The organism is Pseudomonas sp. GM48 (genome assembly GCF_000282335.1).
Lineage (GTDB): Bacteria > Pseudomonadota > Gammaproteobacteria > Pseudomonadales > Pseudomonadaceae > Aquipseudomonas.
The window spans coordinates 1-20,168 of record NZ_AKJM01000059.1 but is presented as its reverse complement, the minus strand read 5'-3'; the positions used below and the strand labels follow the sequence as shown (position 1 = coordinate 20,168).

Below are 20,168 nucleotides of genomic sequence, written 5' to 3'. Positions count from 1 at the left end.
CGGCGCCAAGTCTACTCTGGCGACGCTTGATGTAGGAATCGAGGGTTTTTCAGGAAGGCTGTATCTGTAGGAATTTCCTGTTTTTGCACTGGCTGCAGAGAAGCGGCACCTGAGGCGCAGTTTTTCCTTTATTTGTTCGAATCCTCGCCCACTTACTTCTATGCAGGAGCAATAGATTGATGACTGACAGTGACAACGAGAGGCGTAATGCTAATGCCCAAGATCGCTTCGAAGCGGTGCGTGGCAAAGCTGATATCAAATGGCACACGGAAGACTTGATGGATGTTTTGCGAGGCGACGACACAGATTGTTTGATTGGCAGAGCTTGCCCCGAGATCGAACTTGATCCCGGGGCGACTTTCATTAGTGACTAACCTTCCACGCATCCCCCGCAGGCGCCTTTCCGTGGTCATACGGTTTGGCGATCCACATGTAGAGCAAGCCCAAACCAATAACGATGGCAGTACTCAGGACCATGGCGTAGTTGATGTACCACGCGGCATCCGGTGTCCGTGGCCAGGCCATGTTGATGATGGCGCCGACGCCGTAGACCAGCGCGCCGATGTTCACCGCCCAGCCCCAGGCACCGAGGGTGAATTTGCCGCTCGGTTTCCAGCCTTTCATGCGTGCGTAAAGTGCTGCGAGCACGATCATCTGGAACGCCAGGTAGATGCCGATTGCCGCGAAGCTGACGATGGTGGCTACCGCGTCTTGCAGGAAGAAGCCGAGGATGATGATCAGTGCCGGCAGGACGCCGGAGACGAACAGCGCGGCAACTGGAACCTGAGTCGTAGGGGAAATCTTCTTCAGCAGTCGGCTGCCGATAACCATTTCGTCGCGGGCGTAGGAATACAGCAAACGACTGGCCGCTGCTTGCAGGCTGATGACACAGGAGATGAAGGAAATCATCACCACCCCCATCACCACTTTCGAGCCCACCGGCCCGAACGCGTTGTTGAGGATGGTGGTGACCGGGTCCTTGTCGGTGCCGTTGATCACCGCTTGCATGTCCGGCACGGCCAGGATCAGTGCCAGGCAGGCGAACATTGCGGCGATGCCGCCGATGTAGATGGTCATGCGCATGGCCACCGGAATCTGCTTGCTCGGGTTCGGGGTTTCTTCGGCCACGTCGCCGCAGGCCTCGAAGCCGTAGTACAGGAACATCCCCGCCAGCGACGCGGTGAGGAACGCCGGCAGGTACGAGCCGTCGACGCTGATATCGAAGGTGTTGAACAACACGCTGATGGATTGATGACGTTCGAAGATCAGCAGGTAAACGCCGACGATCACCGCGCCGACCAGTTCGCAGAGGAAGCCGAACATGGCGATCCGCGCCAGCACTTTGGTGCCGCTGAGGTTGACCAGGGTGGCGAACAGCGTCAGGAACAGGGCGATGATGATGTTGGTGTTGTTGCTCGGTTCAAAGCCCATCATGGCGGCGAGGTACGGACCGGCACCCACGGCAACCGCCGCGATGGTCACACACAGGGCGATGGAGTAGATCCAGCCAACCATCCACGCCCAGCGCTTGCCCACCAGACGGCGGGCCCATGGGTACACGCCACCGGAAATCGGGAACTGCGAAACCACTTCGCCGAAAATCAGGCACACCAGCAACTGGCCGCAACCGACCAGCAGATAAGCCCAGAACATCGGTGGCCCGCCCGCGGCCAGGCACAGGCCGAACAGGGTATAAACCCCGACGACCGGGGACAGGTAAGTGAAGCCCAGGGCGAAGTTTTCCCACAGGCTCATGCTGCGATTGAAGTTGGAGGTGTAACCCAGCTTGCGTAGTTGCTCGGCATCGCTGTCGGCAAGGGCTACAGAGAGATCGGGTGATGCACTCATGTGTGTTTTCTCCGGAAAATCGGCAGATTTCGGATGTCCGAAACCGTGACGGGGCCTTGAGGGCACCGCCCGGATCGGTGGTTATTGTTTTGTTTTTTTGCTGTGGAGCCTGGTGGTGCGTGTTGCCGGTTTCTGCCTTGAAACCGAGGTGACCTCTTCGCTGTAGGAGCGAGCTTGCTCGCGAAAAACCTGAGGACACCGCGGGGCGTCAGGATTCCCGCGTCAACGTTGACGTCCATCGCGAGCAAGCTCGCTCCTACAGGCGATGCTTTTCTTAGTGCTTGAACATCACATGCCGCACGACGGTGTAGTCCTCGAGCCCGTACATGGACATATCCTTGCCATAGCCGGACAGTTTCTGACCGCCGTGAGGCATTTCGCTGACCAGCATGAAGTGCGTATTCACCCAGGTGCAGCCGTAATGCAAGCGGGCCGACAGGCGATGGGCGCGACCGACGTCGGCAGTCCACACCGACGACGCCAGGCCGTATTCCGAATCGTTGGCCCAGCCGAGTACTTGCGCTTCATCGCTGAATTTGGTCACCGACACCACTGGTCCGAACACTTCGCGACGGACGATTTCGTCATCCTGCTGCGCGTCGGCCAGTACGGTCGGTTCGAAGAAGTAACCGTTGCCGTCCACCGCTTTGCCGCCAGTGATCAAACGAATGTGCGGTTGAGCAATGGCGCGTTCGACGAAACCGGCAACGCGGTCGCGGTGTTGCGCGGTGATCAGCGGGCCGAGTTCGGTGGACGGATCATCCTGCAAACCGTACTTGATGCTGCTGACCGCAGCGCCGAGCTTCTCGACGAACTTCTCGTAGATGCCTTCCTGCGCATAGATGCGGCAGGCGGCGGTGCAGTCCTGGCCGGCGTTGTAGAAACCGAAGGTGCGGATGCCTTCGACGGCGGCGTCGATGTCGGCGTCATCGAAGATGATCACCGGGGCCTTGCCGCCCAGTTCCATGTGCATGCGTTTGACGCTGTCGGCGGTGCTGGAAATGATGTTCGAACCGGTGGCAATCGAGCCGGTCAGCGACACCATGCGCACTTTCGGGTGGATCACCAGCGGGCTACCGACGGTAGGACCACGGCCAAATACCAGATTGAGCACGCCGGCCGGGAAGATTTCCGACGCTAGTTCGGCCAGACGCAGGGCAGTCAGCGGGGTTTGTTCCGACGGCTTGAGCACCACGGTATTACCGGCGGCCAGGGCCGGGGCGATTTTCCAGGCCACCATCATCAGCGGGTAGTTCCACGGCGCGATGGAGGCGATCACGCCCACCGGGTCGCGACGGATCATCGAGGTGTGCCCCGGCAGGTATTCGCCGCCGGCCGAGCCGCTCATGCAACGGTTGGCGCCAGCGAAGAAGCGGAACACGTCGGCAATCGCCGGGATTTCGTCGTTCAGCGCGGCGCTGTAAGGCTTGCCGCAGTTGTCCGATTCCAGTTTGGCCAGCTCTTGGCCGTGGGCTTCGATGGCATCGGCGAGTTTGAGCAGCAGCCGCGAACGCTCTCTCGGCGGGGTTTGCGACCAGCTGTCGAATGCCGCGTCGGCGGCGCGCACCGCGGCATCGACCTGGGCTTCGCTGGCTTCGTTGATTTCCACCAGCACACGACCCAGCGCCGGGTTGAACACCGGTTGGGCGGGGCCTTCGCCGTCGAGCAGTTGGCCGTTGATCAAGAGTTTGGTTTGCATGGCATTTGTCCTCTTCGCAACTGTTGTTTTTTCTCTGTGGAAACCGGCCCCCGGTGGGAGCGGGCTTGCTCGCGAAAGCGGTGTATCAGTGACCATCACTGTTGACTGTGATGGCCTCTTCGCGAGCAAGCCCGCTCCCACAGGAACTCTGTTCCTTCAGTTATTCGGTTATTTCCCGCCACTGCCCGCCACGCTTTCGCCGCCACGGGTCAGGTAATAGGCGCCAAGGATCGGGAGCATGGTCACGATCATCACCAGCATCGCCACGACGTTGGTCACCGGCACGTCCCGTGGGCGGCTGAGCTGGTTGAGCAGCCACAGCGGCAGGGTCCGTTCATGGCCGGCGGTGAAGGTGGTGACGATGATTTCGTCGAACGACAGGGCAAACGCCAGCATGCCGCCGGCCAGCAACGCCGAGCCGAGGTTCGGCAGGATGATGTAGCGGAAGGTCTGCCAGCCGTCAGCACCGAGGTCCATCGAGGCCTCGATCAAACTGTGGGAAGTGCGGCGCAACCGGGCGATGACGTTGTTGTAGACGATCACCACACAGAAAGTCGCGTGACCGACGATGATGGTGAACATGCCCGGTTCGATGCTCAGTGTCTTGAACGTCGCCAGCAACGCGATCCCGGTAATGATCCCCGGCAAGGCAATCGGCAGGATCAGCATCAGCGAGATGCCTTGCTTGCCGAAGAAGTCCCGGCGGTACAACGCGGCGGAAGCCAGTGTGCCGAGGACCATGGCGATCAGGGTGGCAATCGAGGCGATCTGCAACGACAGCTTGATCGCTTCGAGCACGTCCGGTCGCGAGAACGCCACGCTGAACCAATTCAGGGTGAAGCCCTTGGGCGGGAAGCTGAACGCCGCGTCTTCGGTGTTGAAGGCGTACAGGAAGATGATCAGGATCGGGAAGTGCAGGAACACCAGCCCGCCCCAGGCGGCGATTTTCAAGCCTAAGGAAGCTTTCTCAGAGTGCATCGAAGGCCCCCAGACGTTTGACGATGGACAGGTAAATGGCGATCAGTACGATCGGCACCAGGGTGAACGCAGCGGCCATCGGCATGTTGCCGATCGCGCCCTGTTGGGCGTACACCATGCTGCCGACGAAGTAGCCGGGCGGGCCGACCAGTTGCGGCACGATGAAGTCACCCAGGGTCAGCGAGAAGGTGAAGATCGAACCGGCGGCAATGCCCGGGACCGACAGCGGCAGAATCACTTGCATGAAGGTCTGGCGCGGCTTGGCACCGAGGTCGGCGGAGGCTTGCAGCAACGAAGGCGGCAGGCGTTCCAGCGCAGCCTGGATCGGCAGGATCATGAACGGCAGCCAGATGTAGACCAACACCATGAAGCGGCCCAGGTGCGAGGTCGACAAAGTACTGCCACCTACGCCCGGAATGCCCAGCACGAGTTGCAGAACCGGTTCCAGCCCCAGGTGCTGCACGAACCACTGCGCCACGCCGCCCTTGGCCAGCAGCAGCGTCCAGGCGTAAGCCTTGACGATGTAACTGGCCCACATCGGCATCATCACCGCGATGTAGAAAAACGCCTTGGTCTTACCGGTGGTGTAGCGCGCCATGTAGTAGGCAATCGGGAATGCAACGAAGGCGCTGGCAATCGACACGACTATCGCCATGCCCAGGGTGCGCAGGATGATGTCGAAGTTCGACGGCTGGAACAGCGCGGTGAGGTTCGCCAGGGTCAGGTCAGGGGTGACCGCCATGGTGAAATCATCGAAGGTATAGAGACCTTGCCACAGCAGCACCAGCAATGAGCCCAGGTAGATCGCACCGAACCACAGTAGCGGCGGTACCAGCAACATCGACAGATAGAGGTTAGGCCGGCGATACAGCAGGTTGGAGAACCGGCGCAACGGCGAGCCGCCCGACCGGGTTTGAGAGACAGCCAAGGTGTTCATGTCACACCCCGCCCGCAACGGTGTCGTGCAACGCAATCATGGCTTCACGCGCCCAGCGTGCGCTGATGCGCTGCCCGGTCTGGTGCTGGGCGCTGGTATCGATCCACTGATTGTTGGCCTGGCTGATGTTCAGGGTCTGGCCGTTTTCCAGCTTCAACTCATAACGAGTCGCGCTGCCCTGGTACTGAATGTCATGCAACAAGCCGCTGACTTCGATTTCGTGGCTGGCCAGCGGACCGTCGGCGAAGCGCACGTGTTCCGGGCGAATCGAGAATGGCTGCGGATTGCCACTCAACTGCTTGGCCAGTTCGCCGCGAATCACGTTGGAGGTGCCAACGAATTCCGCGACGAAGGTAGTGGCCGGTTTCATGTACAGGTTGCGCGGGCTGTCGACCTGTTCGATGCGGCCTTTGTTGAACACCGCGACGCGGTCGGACATCGACAGCGCTTCGGTCTGGTCGTGGGTGACGAAAATGAAGGTGATGCCGAGCTGGCGTTGCAGCTTCTTCAATTCGCCCTGCATTTGTTCGCGCAACTTCAGGTCGAGCGCGCCGAGGGGTTCGTCGAGCAGCAGCACCCGTGGACGGTTGACCAAAGCGCGGGCCAGGGCCACACGTTGGCGCTGACCGCCGGAGAGCTGCACCGGCTTGCGGTCGCCGTAGCCGCCGAGGGCGACCATCTCCAGGGATTCTTCGGCGCGCTTGAGGCGCTCGGCCTTGCCGATGCCTTTAACCTTCAAGCCGTAGGCGACGTTGTCGCGAACGTTCATGTGCGGGAACAGCGCGTAATCCTGGAATACGGTGTTCACGTCGCGCTGGTACGGCGGCAGGCCGGCGGCTTCTGCGCCATGAATACGGATGGAGCCTGCGCTCGGCTGTTCAAAACCGGCGATCAGGCGCAGACAGGTGGTTTTGCCCGAGCCGGAAGGCCCCAGCATGGAGAAGAACTCGCCGTCCTGGATGTCGATGGAAACCTGGTCTACGGCTTTCACTTCGCCGAATTGCCGGGAAACGTTGGTGAACTGGACTGCAAGCGTCATGGTGCGGTGCTCCAAAAAGGCGAAGGCCGTCGCAGCGGCCCTGCCTGGACTTCTGAAAAAACTGAATCGAATACGGAGTGTTGGCTGTAGATATCCCCTGTGGGAGCGGGCTTGCTCGCGAATGCAGCGTGTCAGGCAACATCAATGCTGGATGTGATGGCCTCTTCGCGAGCAAGCCCGCTCCCACAGGGGCGGTGTCATCTCACAAACTACCTACCGCCCATGATCGCGATGTAGTCCTGGGTCCAGCGGCTGTACGGCACGAACTTGCCGCCTTCAGCCTGCGGGGTTTTCCAGAAGGCGATCTTGTCGAACTGGTCGAAACCGTTGGTCTTGCAGCCTTCGGCGCCGAGCAATTCGCTCTCCTTGCACGCCGCCGGAACCGCTGGCAACGAGCCGAACCACGCCGCGACGTCACCCTGGACTTTCGGTTGCAGCGACCAGTCCATCCACTTGTAGGCGCAGTTAGGGTGCTTGGCCTCGGCATGCATCATGGTGGTGTCGGCCCAACCGGTGGCGCCTTCTTTCGGGATGGTCGAGGCGATTGGCTGTTTCTCATTCATCAGGCCGTTGACCTGATACGGCCACGAACTGGAGGCGACCACGCCTTCGTTCTTGAAGTCGCTCATTTGCACGGTGGTGTCGTGCCAGTAGCGGTGGATCAACGGCTGCTGGGCGCGCAACAGGTCGAGCACGGCCTTGTACTGGGCTTCGGTCAGTTCGTAGGGGTTCTTGATGCCCAGTTCCGGCTTGGCGGTCTTCAGGTACAGCGCCGCGTCGGCGATGTAGATCGGGCCGTCATAGGCCTGCACGCGGCCCTTGTTCGGCTTGCCGTCCGGCAGGTTTTGCGCATTGAACAGCACGCCCCAGCTGGTGGGCGCGGTCTTGAACACGCTGGTGTTGTACATCAACACGTTCGGGCCCCATTGATACGGGGTGCCGTAGGTCTGCTTGTTGACCACGTACCAGGGTGCATCCTTGAGGCGCGGGTCGAGGTTTTTCCAGTTCGGGATCAACGCCGTGTTGATCGGCTGCACACGCTTGCCGACGATCAGGCGCAGGGAGGCATCGCCCGACGCTGTCACCAGGTCGTAACCACCCTTGGCCATCAAGCTGACCATTTCGTCGGAGGTGCCCGCCGTCTTGACGTTGACCTTGCAGCCGGTTTCCTTCTCGAAACCGGTTACCCAGTCGTAGGCCTTGTCGCTCTCGCCACGTTCGATGTAGCCAGGCCAGGCCACAATATCCAGTTGGCCCTCGCCGGCCCCGACAGCTTTGAGCGGCTCGGCGGCCTGGACACTGGCGCTGGCCAGCAGCGCGGTGGTGATTGCACTGAGCAGTGCGGTCTTGTGCACGAACATGGAATTTCCCTCTTCTTCAAATTATGGTCGGGGCAGTTGTGAACGTGGTGAAGCATGCCGTTGGTGGCTTCTTATAAGCGTAGTCAGAGATGCTCGCCATGGCGGGCCATGATGTGCCGCACCACGCTGTAGTCCTGAAGCGAATCGCTGGACAGGTCTTTGCCGTAGCCCGAACGTTTCAGGCCGCCATGGGGCATTTCGCTGACCAGCATGAAATGGCTGTTGATCCAGGTGCAGCCGTACTGCAGGCGCGCCGCAACCTGCATGGCCTTGTCGAGGTTCTGGGTCCAGACCGACGAAGCCAGGCCGTATTCCGAATCGTTGGCCCAGTCCACCGCCTGTTCCAGTTCATCGAAGCGGGTCACGGTGACCACCGGCCCGAACACTTCGCGCTGGACGATCTCGTCACTTTGCTTGCAGCCGGCGAGCAGGGTCGGCTGGTAATAGAAGCCGGCGCCGGAATGCACCGCCGCGCCAGTCACTCGTTCGATATGCGGCTGGCCGAGGGCGCGCTCGACAAAACTGGCCACGCGGTCGCGCTGGCGGGTGCTGATCAATGGGCCGATTTCATTGTCGGCGTCGCGTTTACCGGCGAAGCGCAGGCTGCTGACCGCCGCGCCGAGTTCGGCCACCAAACGGTCATGAATCCCGGCCTGGGCATAAATGCGGCAAGCAGCGGTGCAATCCTGGCCGGCGTTGTAATAGCCGTAGGTGCGCACGCCTTCGACCACGGCCTGGATGTCGGCATCGTTGCAGACGATCACCGGGGCCTTGCCGCCGAGTTCGAGGTGGGTACGCTTGAGCGTTTTCGAGGCGGCTTGAAGGATTTTTTGCCCGGTGACGATATCGCCGGTCAGCGACACCATACGGATCTTCGGATGGCTGACTAGATGGCTGCCAACCCCTTCACCGCCACCGCAAATGATGTTGATCACACCCTGTGGCAGGATCTCGGCCAGTGCCGGAGCCATGGCCAGGATCGACAGGGGCGTGTGTTCCGACGGCTTGAACACCAGGGTATTGCCGGCGGCGAGGGCCGGGGCGATTTTCCACGCGGCCATCATGATCGGGTAATTCCACGGCGCAATCGACGCCACGACCCCGATAGGATCGCGACGGACCATGCTGGTGTAGCCCGGCAGGTATTCGCCGCTGAGCTGGCCGGTCTGGCAGCGCACGGCACCGGCGAAGAAGCGGAACACGTCGACCGTGGCATTCAAGTCATCCTGACGAGCCAGGTGCAACGGCTTGCCGCAGTTCATGGCTTCGAGGCGGGCGAGCAGGTCGGCGTTTTTTTCGATGACGTTGGCGATTTCCAGCAGCAGGTTCGAACGCTGCTGTGGCGTGGTCCGTGACCAACCGGCAAAAGCGCGATTCGCGGCGAGGATCGCTGCTTCGACTTGCTCGGTGCTGGCTTCGGCAATTTGCGTCAGCACTTCGCCAGTGGCCGGGTTGAGAATCGGCTCGACGCAGCCTTGACCGGCGACTAATTCACCATCAATCAACAATGCGGTGAACAACGGGGTCTGCGCGCCAGCCATTTTTCGGGTTCTCTTTTTTTGTGTGGCTTCTTGTGTAGACATGGCAGCGCTCCCTGTGACTGGAGCCCGGCCGTCTTTATTAGATGTCACAAGACTAGTGCGCGGACCCGAGGACAACAAATACTAAATACTGAAGGTGGCGTTCGATTAAATAGATGGCTTACGCCCGCCGTGGGGTTGTTCGCGGGCGACCGTAAGGAACGGGTCCACCAGCGCCGGGCGCGCAGTGCCGCGACGCCAGGCGAGGCCGACATCGAGGGTCTGGCTGAGGTCGGCAATCGGTCGCGCTTCGATGATGTCGCCCTCCAATGACCACGGGCGATAGGTCATGTCGGGCTGGATCGACACGCCCAGGCCGGCAGCCACCAGGCTTCGCACCGCTTCGGTCGAGGCCGTGCGCAGGGTGATGCGCGGTTGCAGGGAGGCTGCCGACCACATGCGCTGGGCGTTGCGGTCCATTTCATCGACGTTCAGTTGAATCAATGGTTCGCGGGCCACATCGGCGAGGTTGATGCTGTCGTGCTCCAGCAGCGGGTGCTGGGCCGGCAGCCACAGCCGGTGCGGCGAGTGGGTCAGCACTTCGGTCTGCAGGGCATGGCGGTCTTCGAGGTTGGAGAGGATCAGCACGCCGACATCGATCTCGCCACTGACCAGCAAATGCTCGATGTACGGGCGCTCGTCTTCCATCACGCGGATTTCCACGTTGGGGTAGGCACGCTGGAAGCGGGTGAGCAAATCCGCCAGGTAATAACCGGCCACCAGGCTGGTCACACCGACGATCAACTGTCCGGCCACCTGGTCGGTGCTCTGTTGCAGGCTGCGCTTGGCGTTATCCACGGTGGCCAGGATCAAGTGCGCCTGGCGCAGGAATTGATGCCCCTGGTGGGTCAGGGTCATGCCCTTGGCGTGGCGGCTGAACAGACTGACGCCGATTTCCTCCTCCAGTTGCTGGATCGCCAGGGTCAGGGTCGACTGGGAAATGAACGCGGTTTGCGCGGCGGCCGAGATCGAGCCGGTTTCGGCCACGGCAATGAAGTGACGGATCTGGCGCAAGGTCATCATGGGAAAGCACCCGGTGGGCTGTTTTTATCGATTGGCGAGAGTGTATATCGTTTTTTTGAAAGGCAGCTTTATGCCGCAAGCTTCAAGCGGCAAGCAGAAAGGGTGAAGCAACATCTCGAAGCACTCTTGCGGGCAGCAATCGGGCACTTTCGATCTAGGCTGGTGGCCTTGGTTTCAGGTTAAGTGTCTTGAGGAGGCGGCAAATGAACACCCGTGGATTGCTCGATCAACTACTCAAATCCGGCCAGGACCTGTTGCAGAACAAGGCCGGTAGCTCACAGCAAAAGGGCGCGAGCGGTGGCACCGGTGCCCTCGGCAGTTTGCTCTCCGGTGCGAGCGGCGGGGCTTTGGCGGCGGGGGCCATGGGTTTGCTGCTCGGCAGCAAAAAGGCCCGTAAAGTCGGGGGCAAGGTCGCAGTCTACGGCGGTCTCGCCGCGTTGGGCGTGCTGGCCTACAAAGCCTACGGTAACTGGCAGGCGCAACAGGGCGCTGCGGCCGGTGCGGAACCACAAACCCTGGACCGCGTGCCGGCCGCGCAAGTCGAGCTGCACAGTCAGGCGATTCTCAAGGCGCTGGTGGCGGCGGCCAAGGCTGACGGTCATGTCGATGAGCGTGAGCGGGCCTTGATCGAAGGTGAGTTCACCCGGCTCGACAATGACCAGGAGCTGCAACACTGGCTGCACGCCGAGCTCAACAAGCCACTGGACCCGAGCGACGTCGCCCGCGCCGCCCGCTCACCGGAAATCGCCGCCGAGATGTACATCGCCAGCGTGATGATGGTGGACGAGGAAAACTTCATGGAGAAGGCTTACCTTGATGAGTTGGCGCGGCAGCTCAAGCTGGAGCCGGGGTTGAAAGCCGAACTGGAAAAGCAGGTGCGTCAGGCTTCCCTGTAAACCTTCAATCCGCCATCGCGAGCAAGCTCGCTCCCACATTGACCGCGTATAACTTGTGGGAGCGAGCTTGCTCGCGATGACAATTTCAGTAACACCGCATTCCTTGATGACCATTGCACGGCCCCTTTCTGCTGAATCACCCCTAACACCCATTCCCTCAATTAGCGGACATTCCCAACCCGGAGCCCATCCCGCCTTTTTTCAACGGGATGAGCAGTGGTATGCAACCGTCTTATAAATGAAACACCGCCCTCGTCTATACTCCCCGCATTTCGAATCAGGCCCGAGGATTGACTGTGAAGAACTGGACGTTGCGCCAACGCATCTTGGCGAGCTTTGCGGTAATTATCGCCATCATGCTGCTGATGGTGGTCCTCTCCTATTCGCGATTGCTGAAGATCGAAGAGAGCGAAACCAGCGTCCGGGACGACGCTTTGCCGGGGGTTTATTACAGCTCCATGATTCGCAGCGCCTGGGTCGACACTTACCTGCAGACTCAGGAACTGCTCGGCTTGAAAGAAGGGCAGGGCATCAGCAGCGAAGACGCCGCGGAATTCAAGGCTTTCGAGGTGCGTCTGCTGGAGCAGATAGGTAACTACCGCAACACCATCACGACCGATGAAGACAAGGTCGAGTTTGCCGCTTTCGAACAACGCCACGAGGAGTTCAGCAGGATTCTGACGGCAGTGCTCGATCTGCACAGCCGCAACCAGGAAGCCGAGGCCGTCAAGTTGTTCACCGAGCAACTGACCCCGGTCTGGACTGCAGGGCGCACGAAGCTCAATGACATCCTCCGCGAAAACAAATTGGTGGCCGACCACGAAATGGCCGCCATCGACGACGCCGTGCTTTCGGCAAAAATCAGCATGGGCATTTCCCTGCTGGTGGCCGTCCTGGCTGCCGGCCTCTGCGGTTTGCTGTTGATGCGCGCCATCATGGCGCCGATGAGCCGCATCGTGAAAATCCTCGAAATCATGCGCACTGGCGACCTCAGCAGTCGCCTGAACCTGGAGCGCAAGGACGAGTTCGGCGCCGTGGAAACCGGCTTCAACGACATGATGACCGAGCTCACTTCCCTGGTGTCCCAGGCCCAGCGCTCGTCAGTGCAAGTCACCACGTCGGTGACCGAAATCGCCGCCACTTCCAAGCAACAGCAGGCTACTGCCACCGAAACCGCCGCCACCACCACGGAAATCGGCGCGACCTCCCGTGAAATCGCCGCCACTTCCCGGGATCTGGTGCGCACCATGACCGAGGTCTCCACCGCCGCCGATCAGGCTTCCGTGGCCGCCGGCTCCGGGCAGCAGGGCCTGGCGCGCATGGAGGAAACCATGCACTCGGTGATGGGCGCGGCCGATCTGGTCAACGCCAAACTGGCGATCCTCAACGAGAAGGCCGGCAACATCAATCAGGTGGTGGTGACCATCGTCAAGGTCGCCGACCAGACCAACCTGTTGTCGCTCAACGCCGCCATCGAGGCCGAGAAGGCCGGGGAATACGGACGCGGTTTTGCCGTGGTCGCCACCGAAGTGCGGCGTCTGGCGGACCAGACCGCCGTGGCCACCTACGACATCGAGCAAATGGTGCGCGAGATCCAGTCGGCGGTATCGGCCGGAGTCATGGGCATGGACAAATTCTCCGAAGAAGTGCGTCGCGGCATGTCCGAGGTGCAGCAGGTCGGCGAGCAGTTGTCGCAGATCATCCATCAGGTTCAGGCGCTGGCGCCGCGGGTGCTGATGGTCAACGAAGGCATGCAGGCCCAGGCCACCGGTGCCGAGCAGATCAACCACGCGCTGGTGCAGTTGGGTGATGCCAGCAGCCAGACTGTCGAGTCCTTGCGCCAGGCCAGTTTCGCCATCGACGAACTGAGCCAGGTGGCCGTCGGGCTGCGCAGCGGCGTTTCGCGATTCAAAGTCTGATGAGCGAAATCACGGCCAAACGCTCTGCCGTGAAGCAGGCGCTGCATGCATTGTTCCTGGTGTTCCGCATCGGCAGCGAGCGCTATGCCTTGCGAGCCATCGAGGTGGCGGAAGTGCTGCCGCGCCTGCCGTTGAAGCCCATTCCCCATGCACCCGCCTGGGTCGCCGGGGTGTTCGCCTATCGGGGCGCGGTGGTGCCGGTGATCGACTTGAGCGCACTGACCTTTGGTACGCCTGCACAGGCCCGTACCAGCACGCGGCTGGTGCTGGTCAACTACCGCCCGGATGCAACTACCGAGGCGCACCTGCTCGGGCTGATTCTGGAACAGGCGACCGACACCTTGCACTGCGATCCGGCGGATTTTCAGCCCTACGGCCTGGACAATCGGCAGGCGCCCTACCTGGGGCCGGTGCGCAAGGATGAGCAGGGCTTGCTGCAATGGGTAGGGGTCAGCGATCTGCTCGACGATCAGGTTCGCGCATTGTTGTTCCCCTCGCCGCCACTGGATCCGGCGCTGCTTGAGGAGCGGCCATGAATAGCGATCAGCGTTTTTTCGACTTCCTCAAGGAACGTATCGGTCTCGACGTGACCTCCGTAGGGCCTGCGATCATCGAGCGTGCGGTGCGCCAGCGCTGCATCGCCTCGCAAGCACCCTCGGCCGATGAATATTGGCGCACCCTGCAAGGCTCGCGGGACGAGCAGCAGGCGTTGATCGAAGCGGTGATCGTTCCGGAAACCTGGTTCTTCCGCTATCCGGAGTCCTTCGCCACCCTGGCGAAACTGGCGAGCAAGCGTCTGGCCGAGATCAATAATCTGCGCGCACTGCGGATTCTCAGCCTGCCATGCTCCACCGGCGAAGAACCGTACTCGATCGCCATGGCATTGTTCGATGCCGGGCTCCAACCGCATCAGTTCAAGGTCGACGGCATGGACGTCAGCCCGTTGTCGGTGGAAAAAGCCCGGCGGGCGTTGTACGGCAAGAACTCTTTTCGGGGTGACGACATTGTATTTCGCGACCGTCACTTCATCGCTGAAGGCGAGGGCTATCGACTTCATCCGCGCGTACTTGAACAGGTGCGCTTGCAGGTTGGCAATGTGCTGGATCCGGACTTGCTTGCCGGCGAACCACCGTTTGATTTCGTGTTTTGCCGCAACCTGCTGATCTATTTCGACCAGCCGACCCAGAAACAAGTCTTCGAAGTGCTCAAGTGTCTGACCCACGTTGACGGCGTGCTGTTTATCGGTCCGGCCGAAGGCAGTCTGCTGGGGCGTTTGGGGATGCGCTCGATCGGTATCGCGCAGTCCTTCGCGTTCAGTCGGCAAGGGGCGCCCGACCCTGAGCCTTTGCCGGCATTCGTTCCAGCACCATTGCCAGTGCCGCAGCCGTTGCGCAACCCACCGCCTGCGCCAGCGCGCAGTCGTCCATTTGCCCGGGTTGTGCCGCTGCAGCCTGCGCCTGCAATCTCGGGTGCCGAGACTGCCGTGCTGCTGGCCAATATCGCCGCGCTGGCCGATGAAGGCAAAAGCGCCGAGGCACGAGCGGCGTGTGAAAGCTACTTGCGCAGCCATGAGCCGGTGGCTCAGGTCTTTTACTGGCTGGGGCTGCTCAGCGATGTGGCCGGCAATACCCTTGAAGCCCAGGGTTTTTACCGCAAGGCGTTGTACCTCGAACCGCAACATCCTGAAGCGTTGATGCACCTGGCCGCGTTGCTGCAGGCCCAGGGCGACGCCATGGGAGCCAGACGATTGCAGGAGCGTGCCGCTCGCAGCGGGCGCGCCGTCGACAGTGAGCGCAAACGATGATCGCCTCCGACACCTTTAGCGTCACCCGGGATGCCCAGGCCATCGACGACTGCTGGAACCGCATCGGTATCCACGGCGACAAGTCCTGCCCGCTGCTTGGCGAGCATATTCATTGCCGCAATTGTGCGGTGTATTCGGCGGCCGCGACGCGTTTGCTCGATCGCTATGCATTGCAGCAGGAAGATCGCGGGCCAGTGTCCGTCGCGGTCGAGAGCGAGGTGAAGACCCGATCGTTATTGATGTTCCGTCTGGGTGAGGAATGGCTGGGCCTGGCCACGCGCAGCCTGGTGGAAGTGTCGCCGTTACAGGCGATTCACTCATTGCCACACCAGCGTTCCCGGGCCTTGCTCGGCGTGGCGAATGTGCGCGGCGCGCTGGTCGCCTGCCTGTCGCTAGTGGAGCTGCTCGGGCTCGACGGCACCAGTAGCGTGGCACCCGGCGCGCGGGTCATGCCTCGCATGCTGATTATCGCGGCCGATGGCGGGCCGGTGGTGGTGCCGGTGGACGAGGTCGACGGGATTCACGCCATCGAAGAGCACATCCTCGATGCCGCGTCGCGCTCGGGTGCTCAAGCCAGCGCGAAATACACCCGTGGCGTGTTGCCATTCAAAGGTCGCAGCCTGCGTTGGCTGGATGAAGAACAGCTGCTGTCCGCCGTGACCCGGAGCCTCACATGACCCCCGAGCAAATGCGCGACACCTCTTTGCTGGAACTGTTCAGCCTGGAGGCCGAAGCCCAGACCCTGGTCTTGAGCGCCGGCCTGCTGGCGCTTGAGCGCGACCCGACCCAAGCCGATCAACTTGAATCGTGCATGCGTGCGGCGCATTCGCTCAAAGGCGCGGCGCGGATCGTCGGCGTCGATGCCGGTGTCAGCGTCGCCCACGTGATGGAGGACTGCCTGGTCAGTGCCCAGGAAGGCCGCCTGTTGTTGCGCCCCGAACACATCGATGCACTGCTGCAAGGCACCGACTTGCTGATGCGCATCGCCACGCCGAACAGCACGCCGGGGACCGTGGATATCGATGCCTATGTGGCATTGATGGCGCGGTTGCTGGACCCGGCGGCTGCTGTGGTTGCGCCTGCTGCACCGGTAATGGCCGAACTTCAACTCGAAGCCCCCGCGCCCAGGGTCGAGTTGCCGGCGCCTGCCGTCGAACCGCCACCGGCGTCAGATCCGGCCCCGCGCAAGGCCAAACGCACCACCGAAAACGGCGAGCGTGTGCTGCGTGTCACGGCCGAGCGCCTGAACAGCCTGCTCGATCTGTCGAGCAAATCCCTGGTGGAAACCCTGCGGCTCAAACCGCACCTTGCGACCATGCAGCGACTCAAACGCATGCAGAGCAACAGCCTGCGCGCACTGGAAAGTCTCAACGTCCATCTCAAGGACCAGGCCCTGAGCCTGGAGGCCCGGGAAGCCCTCGAGGATGCGCGGCGCTTGCTGGCGCAATCCCAGCAACTGCTGATGGAAAAGAACGCCGAACTCGATGAGTTTGCCTGGCATGCCAGCCAGCGTGCGCAGGTGTTGTACGACACGGCGCTGGCCTGTCGCATGCGGCCGTTTGCCGATGTGCTGACCGGGCAGGTGCGGATGGTCCGGGATCTGGGGCGCGACTTGGGCAAACAGGTGCGGCTGGAAATTGAAGGCGAGAAGACTCAGGTTGATCGCGACGTACTGGAAAAACTTGAAGCACCGCTGACTCACCTGTTGCGCAACGCAGTCGACCACGGCATCGAAACGCCGGAACAACGCCTGCTGGCGGGCAAGCCGGCTGAAGGTTTGATCCGCCTGCGGGCTTCTCACCAAGCCGGTTTGCTGGTGCTTGAGTTGAGCGATGACGGCAATGGTGTGGACCTGGAAAAAGTCCGCAGCAGCATCGTCGAGCGAAATTTGTCGCCCGCACAAACCGCCGCGCAGTTGAGTGAAGAGGAACTGCTGACGTTCCTGTTCCTGCCCGGTTTCAGTCTGCGCGACACGGTCACCGAGGTGTCCGGTCGCGGCGTTGGACTGGATGCGGTGCAGCACATGGTCCGGCAGCTGCGTGGCGCGGTGGTATTGGAGCAGACGGTGGGCGAGGGCAGTCGCTTCCACCTTGAGGTGCCGCTGACCCTGTCGGTGGTTCGCAGTCTTGTGGTGGAAGTCGGCGACGAAGCCTATGCCTTTCCGCTGGCTCATATCGAGCGCATGTGCGACCTGGAGCCGGAGGATATCGTGCAGGTCGAAGGTCGCCAGCATTTCTGGTACGAAGGCCGGCATGTCGGGTTGGTGGCGGCCAGCCAATTGCTGCAACGTCCGGCCAGCCAGAACAGCGGGCAAACCCTGAAGGTCGTGGTGATTCGCGAGCGCGATGCCATCTACGGCGTGGCGGTCGAGCGCTTTATCGGCGAGCGTACGCTGGTCGTGTTGCCGCTGGATGAGCGTCTGGGCAAGGTGCAGGACATTTCCGCCGGGGCCTTGCTCGACGACGGTTCGGTGGTGCTGATCGTCGATGTCGAAGACATGTTGCGTTCGGTGGACAAACTGCTCAATACGGGGCGTCTGGAGCGCATTGCCCGTCACAGCAGTCAGGTGGTCGAGGCCGCCCGCAAACGAATTCTGGTGGTGGATGATTCCCTGACCGTACGAGAGTTGCAGCGCAAGCTGTTGCTCAATCGCGGTTACGACGTGGCGGTTGCAGTAGACGGCATGGACGGCTGGAACGCGCTTCGTTCGGAGGATTTCGATCTGCTGATCACCGACATTGACATGCCGCGTATGGACGGCATCGAACTGGTCACGCTGCTGCGTCGGGACAATCGTCTGCAATCGCTGCCGGTGATGGTGGTGTCCTACAAGGATCGTGAAGAGGACCGGCGCCGTGGACTGGATGCCGGGGCCGACTATTATCTAGCCAAGGCCAGTTTTCATGACGACGCCTTGCTCGATGCAGTGGTCGAGCTCATTGGAGGAGCGCGGGCATGAGGATCGCAATCGTCAACGACATGCCCATGGCGGTGGAGGCCCTGCGCCGCGCCCTGGCATTCGAGCCGGCACACAAGGTGGTCTGGGTCGCCGGCAATGGCGCCGAAGCGGTGCGCCAGTGCGCGCAGGACACGCCGGACCTGATTCTGATGGACCTGATCATGCCGGTGATGGATGGCGTCGAGGCCACGCGGCGGATCATGGCCGAGACCCCGTGCGCCATCGTCATCGTCACCGTGGATCGCCAGCAGAACGTGCACCGGGTGTTCGAGGCCATGGGCCACGGTGCGCTGGACGTGGTCGACACCCCGGCCGTCGGCTCCGGCAATGCCCAGGAAGCGGCCGCGCCGTTGTTGCGCAAGATCCTGAACATCAGCTGGCTGATCGGCGACAAGGGCAATCCCCCGCGCCCGACGCAGGCGCCAATGCGCAGCTCGGGCTCACGCCAGAGCCTTATCGCCATTGGTTCATCCGCCGGTGGGCCGGCAGCGCTGGAAGTCTTGCTCAAGGGACTGCCGCACAATTTTTCTCCGGCCATCGTGCTGGTACAGCACGTTGACCAGGTGTTTGCCGCCGGCATGGCTGAATGGCTTGGCAGCGCCAGTGGCCTCAACGTGCGGCTGGCCGAGGAAGGCGAGCCACCGCAAAGCGGCACGGTGTTGCTGGCCGGCACCAATCACCATATCCGCCTGCTGAAAAACGGCACGCTGGCCTACACTGCCGAACCGGTCAACGAAATCTACCGACCCTCCATCGATGTGTTCTTCGAGAGCGTGGCCAGTTACTGGAACGGTGACGCCATAGGGGTTTTACTCACCGGCATGGGGCGTGACGGCGCCCAGGGGCTTAAACTCATGCGCCAACAGGGCTACCTGACCATCGCACAAGACCAAAGCAGCAGTGCGGTGTACGGCATGCCGAAGGCGGCCGCAGCCATCGACGCTGCCGTGGAGATTCGCCCGCTGGAAAAGATAGCGCCACGATTGCTGGAGATTTTCGCCAAATGAGCACCTTTTTCCGCATTCCTGGCCCAGGTAGTACTCAGGTGACCGCACATGAATGAATTACAGCTCGACGACTTCAAGACCGACGAAAACGCCGCCATGGTGTTGCTGGTAGACGATCAGGCAATGATCGGCGAAGCCGTTCGCCGCGGCCTGTCGAATGAAGAAAATATCGATTTCCACTTCTGCGCCGACCCGCACCAGGCCGTCGCCCATGCGGTCCGCATCAAGCCGACGGTGATTCTTCAAGACCTGGTGATGCCGGGGCTGGACGGTCTGAGCCTGGTACGCGAATACCGCAATCACCCGGCGACCAAGGACATTCCGATCATCGTCCTGTCGACCAAGGAAGACCCGCTGATCAAGAGCGCGGCCTTCGCGGCCGGGGCCAACGATTATCTGGTCAAACTGCCGGATACCATCGAACTGGTCGCGCGCATCCGCTATCACTCGCGCTCCTACATGACCCTGCTGCAACGGGACGCGGCATACCGCGCGTTGCGGGTCAGCCAGCAGCAACTGCTCGACACCAACCTGGTGCTGCAACGCCTGATGAACTCCGATGGCCTGACCGGACTGTCGAACCGTCGGCACTTCGATGAATACATGGAACTGGAGTGGCGCCGTTCGCTGCGTGAGCAGAGCCAGTTGTCCTTGTTGATGATCGATGTCGACTACTTCAAGGCCTACAACGACAGCTTCGGCCACCTGGAGGGCGATGAAGCCCTGCGCAAGGTCGCCGCGGCGATTCGTGACGCAAGCGCCCGGCCTTCGGACCTGCCGGCTCGTTATGGCGGCGAAGAGTTCGCCCTGGTGCTGCCCAACACCTCCCAGGGCGGTGCGCGCCTGGTGGCGGAAAAGCTGCGCATGACCGTGGAAGCCATGAAGATCCCGCACATTTCGCCCGCCGAAGGGGCGAGCCTGACCATCAGCATCGGCCTGTCGACCATCACCCCGAAAGCGGGCAGCCACTGCCGTGACCTGATCCTGGCGGCGGACAAGGGGCTGTATTCGGCAAAAAACAATGGGCGCAATCAGGTAGGGATCGAGTAACGAAAAGCGCTGCTCGTGGCGCTGTAGCAGCTGCCGAGCCCGCGAGGCTGCGTTCGAGGACGAAGTCC

The 20,168-nt window shown here is 61.6% G+C and carries 17 protein-coding genes; 9 read left to right on the top strand and 8 right to left on the bottom strand.

The annotated features are described in order from the left end of the window. The first annotated feature begins 179 nt into the window (after nt 1–179). The gene (locus PMI28_RS30870; protein WP_007985709.1) at nt 180–374 is read left to right on the top strand and encodes a hypothetical protein; all 195 of its coding nucleotides are present in this window, start codon (nt 180–182) and stop codon (nt 372–374) included. Here the strand turns inward: PMI28_RS30870 and PMI28_RS17500 are convergent. The 8 genes from PMI28_RS17500 to PMI28_RS17535 form a co-directional block, all read right to left on the bottom strand. Next, nucleotides 364–1,848, bottom strand: coding sequence for an APC family permease (locus tag PMI28_RS17500; protein ID WP_007985708.1), 1,485 nt, complete (start codon nt 1,846–1,848; stop codon nt 364–366). The two genes, PMI28_RS30870 and PMI28_RS17500, sit on opposite strands and share 11 nt — an antisense overlap. 274 nt (nt 1,849–2,122) lie before the next feature. Next, nucleotides 2,123–3,547 (bottom strand): gamma-aminobutyraldehyde dehydrogenase, encoded by a 1,425-nt coding sequence (locus PMI28_RS17505; protein WP_007985706.1) that lies wholly within the window; start codon nt 3,545–3,547, stop codon nt 2,123–2,125. A gap of 168 nt (nt 3,548–3,715) precedes the next feature. After that, a complete protein-coding gene (locus tag PMI28_RS17510; RefSeq protein WP_007985704.1) occupies nt 3,716–4,525 on the bottom strand; it encodes an ABC transporter permease in 810 nt (269 codons plus the stop codon). Continuing rightward, nucleotides 4,515–5,462, bottom strand: a complete 948-nt coding sequence (locus PMI28_RS17515) for an ABC transporter permease (protein WP_007985701.1) — start codon at nt 5,460–5,462, stop codon at nt 4,515–4,517. Before PMI28_RS17515 ends, PMI28_RS17510 begins: the two co-directional genes overlap by 11 nt. Before the next feature lies 1 nt (nt 5,463). Then, nucleotides 5,464–6,501, bottom strand: a complete 1,038-nt coding sequence (locus tag PMI28_RS17520; protein WP_007985700.1) for an ABC transporter ATP-binding protein — start codon at nt 6,499–6,501, stop codon at nt 5,464–5,466. Nucleotides 6,502–6,710: 209 nt separating this feature from the next. After that, on the bottom strand, nt 6,711–7,862 hold the full coding sequence (gene ydcS, locus PMI28_RS17525; protein ID WP_007985699.1) for a putative ABC transporter substrate-binding protein YdcS: 1,152 nt from the start codon (nt 7,860–7,862) through the stop codon (nt 6,711–6,713). An 83-nt stretch (nt 7,863–7,945) separates the two neighbouring features. Next, nucleotides 7,946–9,445, bottom strand: coding sequence for a gamma-aminobutyraldehyde dehydrogenase (locus tag PMI28_RS17530; protein ID WP_007985697.1), 1,500 nt, complete (start codon nt 9,443–9,445; stop codon nt 7,946–7,948). A gap of 105 nt (nt 9,446–9,550) precedes the next feature. Next, complete coding sequence (locus PMI28_RS17535) at nt 9,551–10,465, bottom strand: LysR family transcriptional regulator (protein ID WP_007975056.1); 915 nt, start codon at nt 10,463–10,465, stop codon at nt 9,551–9,553. A 203-nt stretch (nt 10,466–10,668) separates the two neighbouring features. Here PMI28_RS17535 and PMI28_RS17540 point away from each other — a divergent pair, with 203 nt between their 5' ends. The 8 genes from PMI28_RS17540 (at nt 10,669) to PMI28_RS17575 (ending at nt 20,100) form a co-directional block, all read left to right on the top strand. Further along, nucleotides 10,669–11,361 carry a tellurite resistance TerB family protein gene (locus PMI28_RS17540; RefSeq protein ID WP_007985691.1) on the top strand — a complete coding sequence of 231 codons (693 nt, stop codon included), beginning with the start codon at nt 10,669–10,671 and terminating at the stop codon, nt 11,359–11,361. Between the two features lie 296 nt (nt 11,362–11,657). Then, nucleotides 11,658–13,280, top strand: coding sequence for a methyl-accepting chemotaxis protein (locus tag PMI28_RS17545; RefSeq protein WP_007985688.1), 1,623 nt, complete (start codon nt 11,658–11,660; stop codon nt 13,278–13,280). Then, the gene (locus tag PMI28_RS17550) at nt 13,280–13,816 is read left to right on the top strand and encodes a chemotaxis protein CheW (protein ID WP_007985686.1); all 537 of its coding nucleotides are present in this window, start codon (nt 13,280–13,282) and stop codon (nt 13,814–13,816) included. Before PMI28_RS17545 ends, PMI28_RS17550 begins: the two co-directional genes overlap by 1 nt. Further along, the gene (locus tag PMI28_RS17555; RefSeq protein ID WP_007985684.1) at nt 13,813–15,084 is read left to right on the top strand and encodes a CheR family methyltransferase; all 1,272 of its coding nucleotides are present in this window, start codon (nt 13,813–13,815) and stop codon (nt 15,082–15,084) included. Before PMI28_RS17550 ends, PMI28_RS17555 begins: the two co-directional genes overlap by 4 nt. After that, nucleotides 15,081–15,761: a chemotaxis protein CheW gene (locus PMI28_RS17560; RefSeq protein WP_007985683.1), complete on the top strand. Its 681-nt coding sequence runs from the start codon at nt 15,081–15,083 to the stop codon at nt 15,759–15,761. The genes PMI28_RS17555 and PMI28_RS17560 overlap by 4 nt, the downstream gene beginning before the upstream one ends. Then, nucleotides 15,758–18,043: a hybrid sensor histidine kinase/response regulator gene (locus PMI28_RS17565; RefSeq protein ID WP_007985682.1), complete on the top strand. Its 2,286-nt coding sequence runs from the start codon at nt 15,758–15,760 to the stop codon at nt 18,041–18,043. Before PMI28_RS17560 ends, PMI28_RS17565 begins: the two co-directional genes overlap by 4 nt. Further along, entirely contained in the window at nt 18,040–19,050 is a 1,011-nt protein-coding gene (locus PMI28_RS17570; RefSeq protein ID WP_007985681.1) for a chemotaxis response regulator protein-glutamate methylesterase, read from the top strand. Before PMI28_RS17565 ends, PMI28_RS17570 begins: the two co-directional genes overlap by 4 nt. 48 nt (nt 19,051–19,098) lie before the next feature. Next, nucleotides 19,099–20,100 carry a diguanylate cyclase gene (locus PMI28_RS17575; protein WP_007985680.1) on the top strand — a complete coding sequence of 334 codons (1,002 nt, stop codon included), beginning with the start codon at nt 19,099–19,101 and terminating at the stop codon, nt 20,098–20,100. The last annotated feature ends 68 nt before the right edge of the window (nt 20,101–20,168 follow it).

What these genes read in the sequence shown, in the direction of transcription:
- PMI28_RS30870 (WP_007985709.1), top strand. Translation starts at nt 180, where the DNA reads ATGACTGACAGTGACAACGAGAGGCGTAATGCTAATGCCCAAGATCGC.
- PMI28_RS17500 (WP_007985708.1), bottom strand. Translation starts at nt 1,848, where the DNA reads ATGAGTGCATCACCCGATCTCTCTGTAGCCCTTGCCGACAGCGATGCC.
- PMI28_RS17505 (WP_007985706.1), bottom strand. Translation starts at nt 3,547, where the DNA reads ATGCAAACCAAACTCTTGATCAACGGCCAACTGCTCGACGGCGAAGGC.
- PMI28_RS17510 (WP_007985704.1), bottom strand. Translation starts at nt 4,525, where the DNA reads ATGCACTCTGAGAAAGCTTCCTTAGGCTTGAAAATCGCCGCCTGGGGC.
- PMI28_RS17515 (WP_007985701.1), bottom strand. Translation starts at nt 5,462, where the DNA reads ATGAACACCTTGGCTGTCTCTCAAACCCGGTCGGGCGGCTCGCCGTTG.
- PMI28_RS17520 (WP_007985700.1), bottom strand. Translation starts at nt 6,501, where the DNA reads ATGACGCTTGCAGTCCAGTTCACCAACGTTTCCCGGCAATTCGGCGAA.
- ydcS (WP_007985699.1), bottom strand. Translation starts at nt 7,862, where the DNA reads ATGTTCGTGCACAAGACCGCACTGCTCAGTGCAATCACCACCGCGCTG.
- PMI28_RS17530 (WP_007985697.1), bottom strand. Translation starts at nt 9,445, where the DNA reads ATGTCTACACAAGAAGCCACACAAAAAAAGAGAACCCGAAAAATGGCT.
- PMI28_RS17535 (WP_007975056.1), bottom strand. Translation starts at nt 10,465, where the DNA reads ATGATGACCTTGCGCCAGATCCGTCACTTCATTGCCGTGGCCGAAACC.
- PMI28_RS17540 (WP_007985691.1), top strand. Translation starts at nt 10,669, where the DNA reads ATGAACACCCGTGGATTGCTCGATCAACTACTCAAATCCGGCCAGGAC.
- PMI28_RS17550 (WP_007985686.1), top strand. Translation starts at nt 13,280, where the DNA reads ATGAGCGAAATCACGGCCAAACGCTCTGCCGTGAAGCAGGCGCTGCAT.
- PMI28_RS17555 (WP_007985684.1), top strand. Translation starts at nt 13,813, where the DNA reads ATGAATAGCGATCAGCGTTTTTTCGACTTCCTCAAGGAACGTATCGGT.
- PMI28_RS17560 (WP_007985683.1), top strand. Translation starts at nt 15,081, where the DNA reads ATGATCGCCTCCGACACCTTTAGCGTCACCCGGGATGCCCAGGCCATC.
- PMI28_RS17565 (WP_007985682.1), top strand. Translation starts at nt 15,758, where the DNA reads ATGACCCCCGAGCAAATGCGCGACACCTCTTTGCTGGAACTGTTCAGC.
- PMI28_RS17570 (WP_007985681.1), top strand. Translation starts at nt 18,040, where the DNA reads ATGAGGATCGCAATCGTCAACGACATGCCCATGGCGGTGGAGGCCCTG.
- PMI28_RS17575 (WP_007985680.1), top strand. Translation starts at nt 19,099, where the DNA reads ATGAATGAATTACAGCTCGACGACTTCAAGACCGACGAAAACGCCGCC.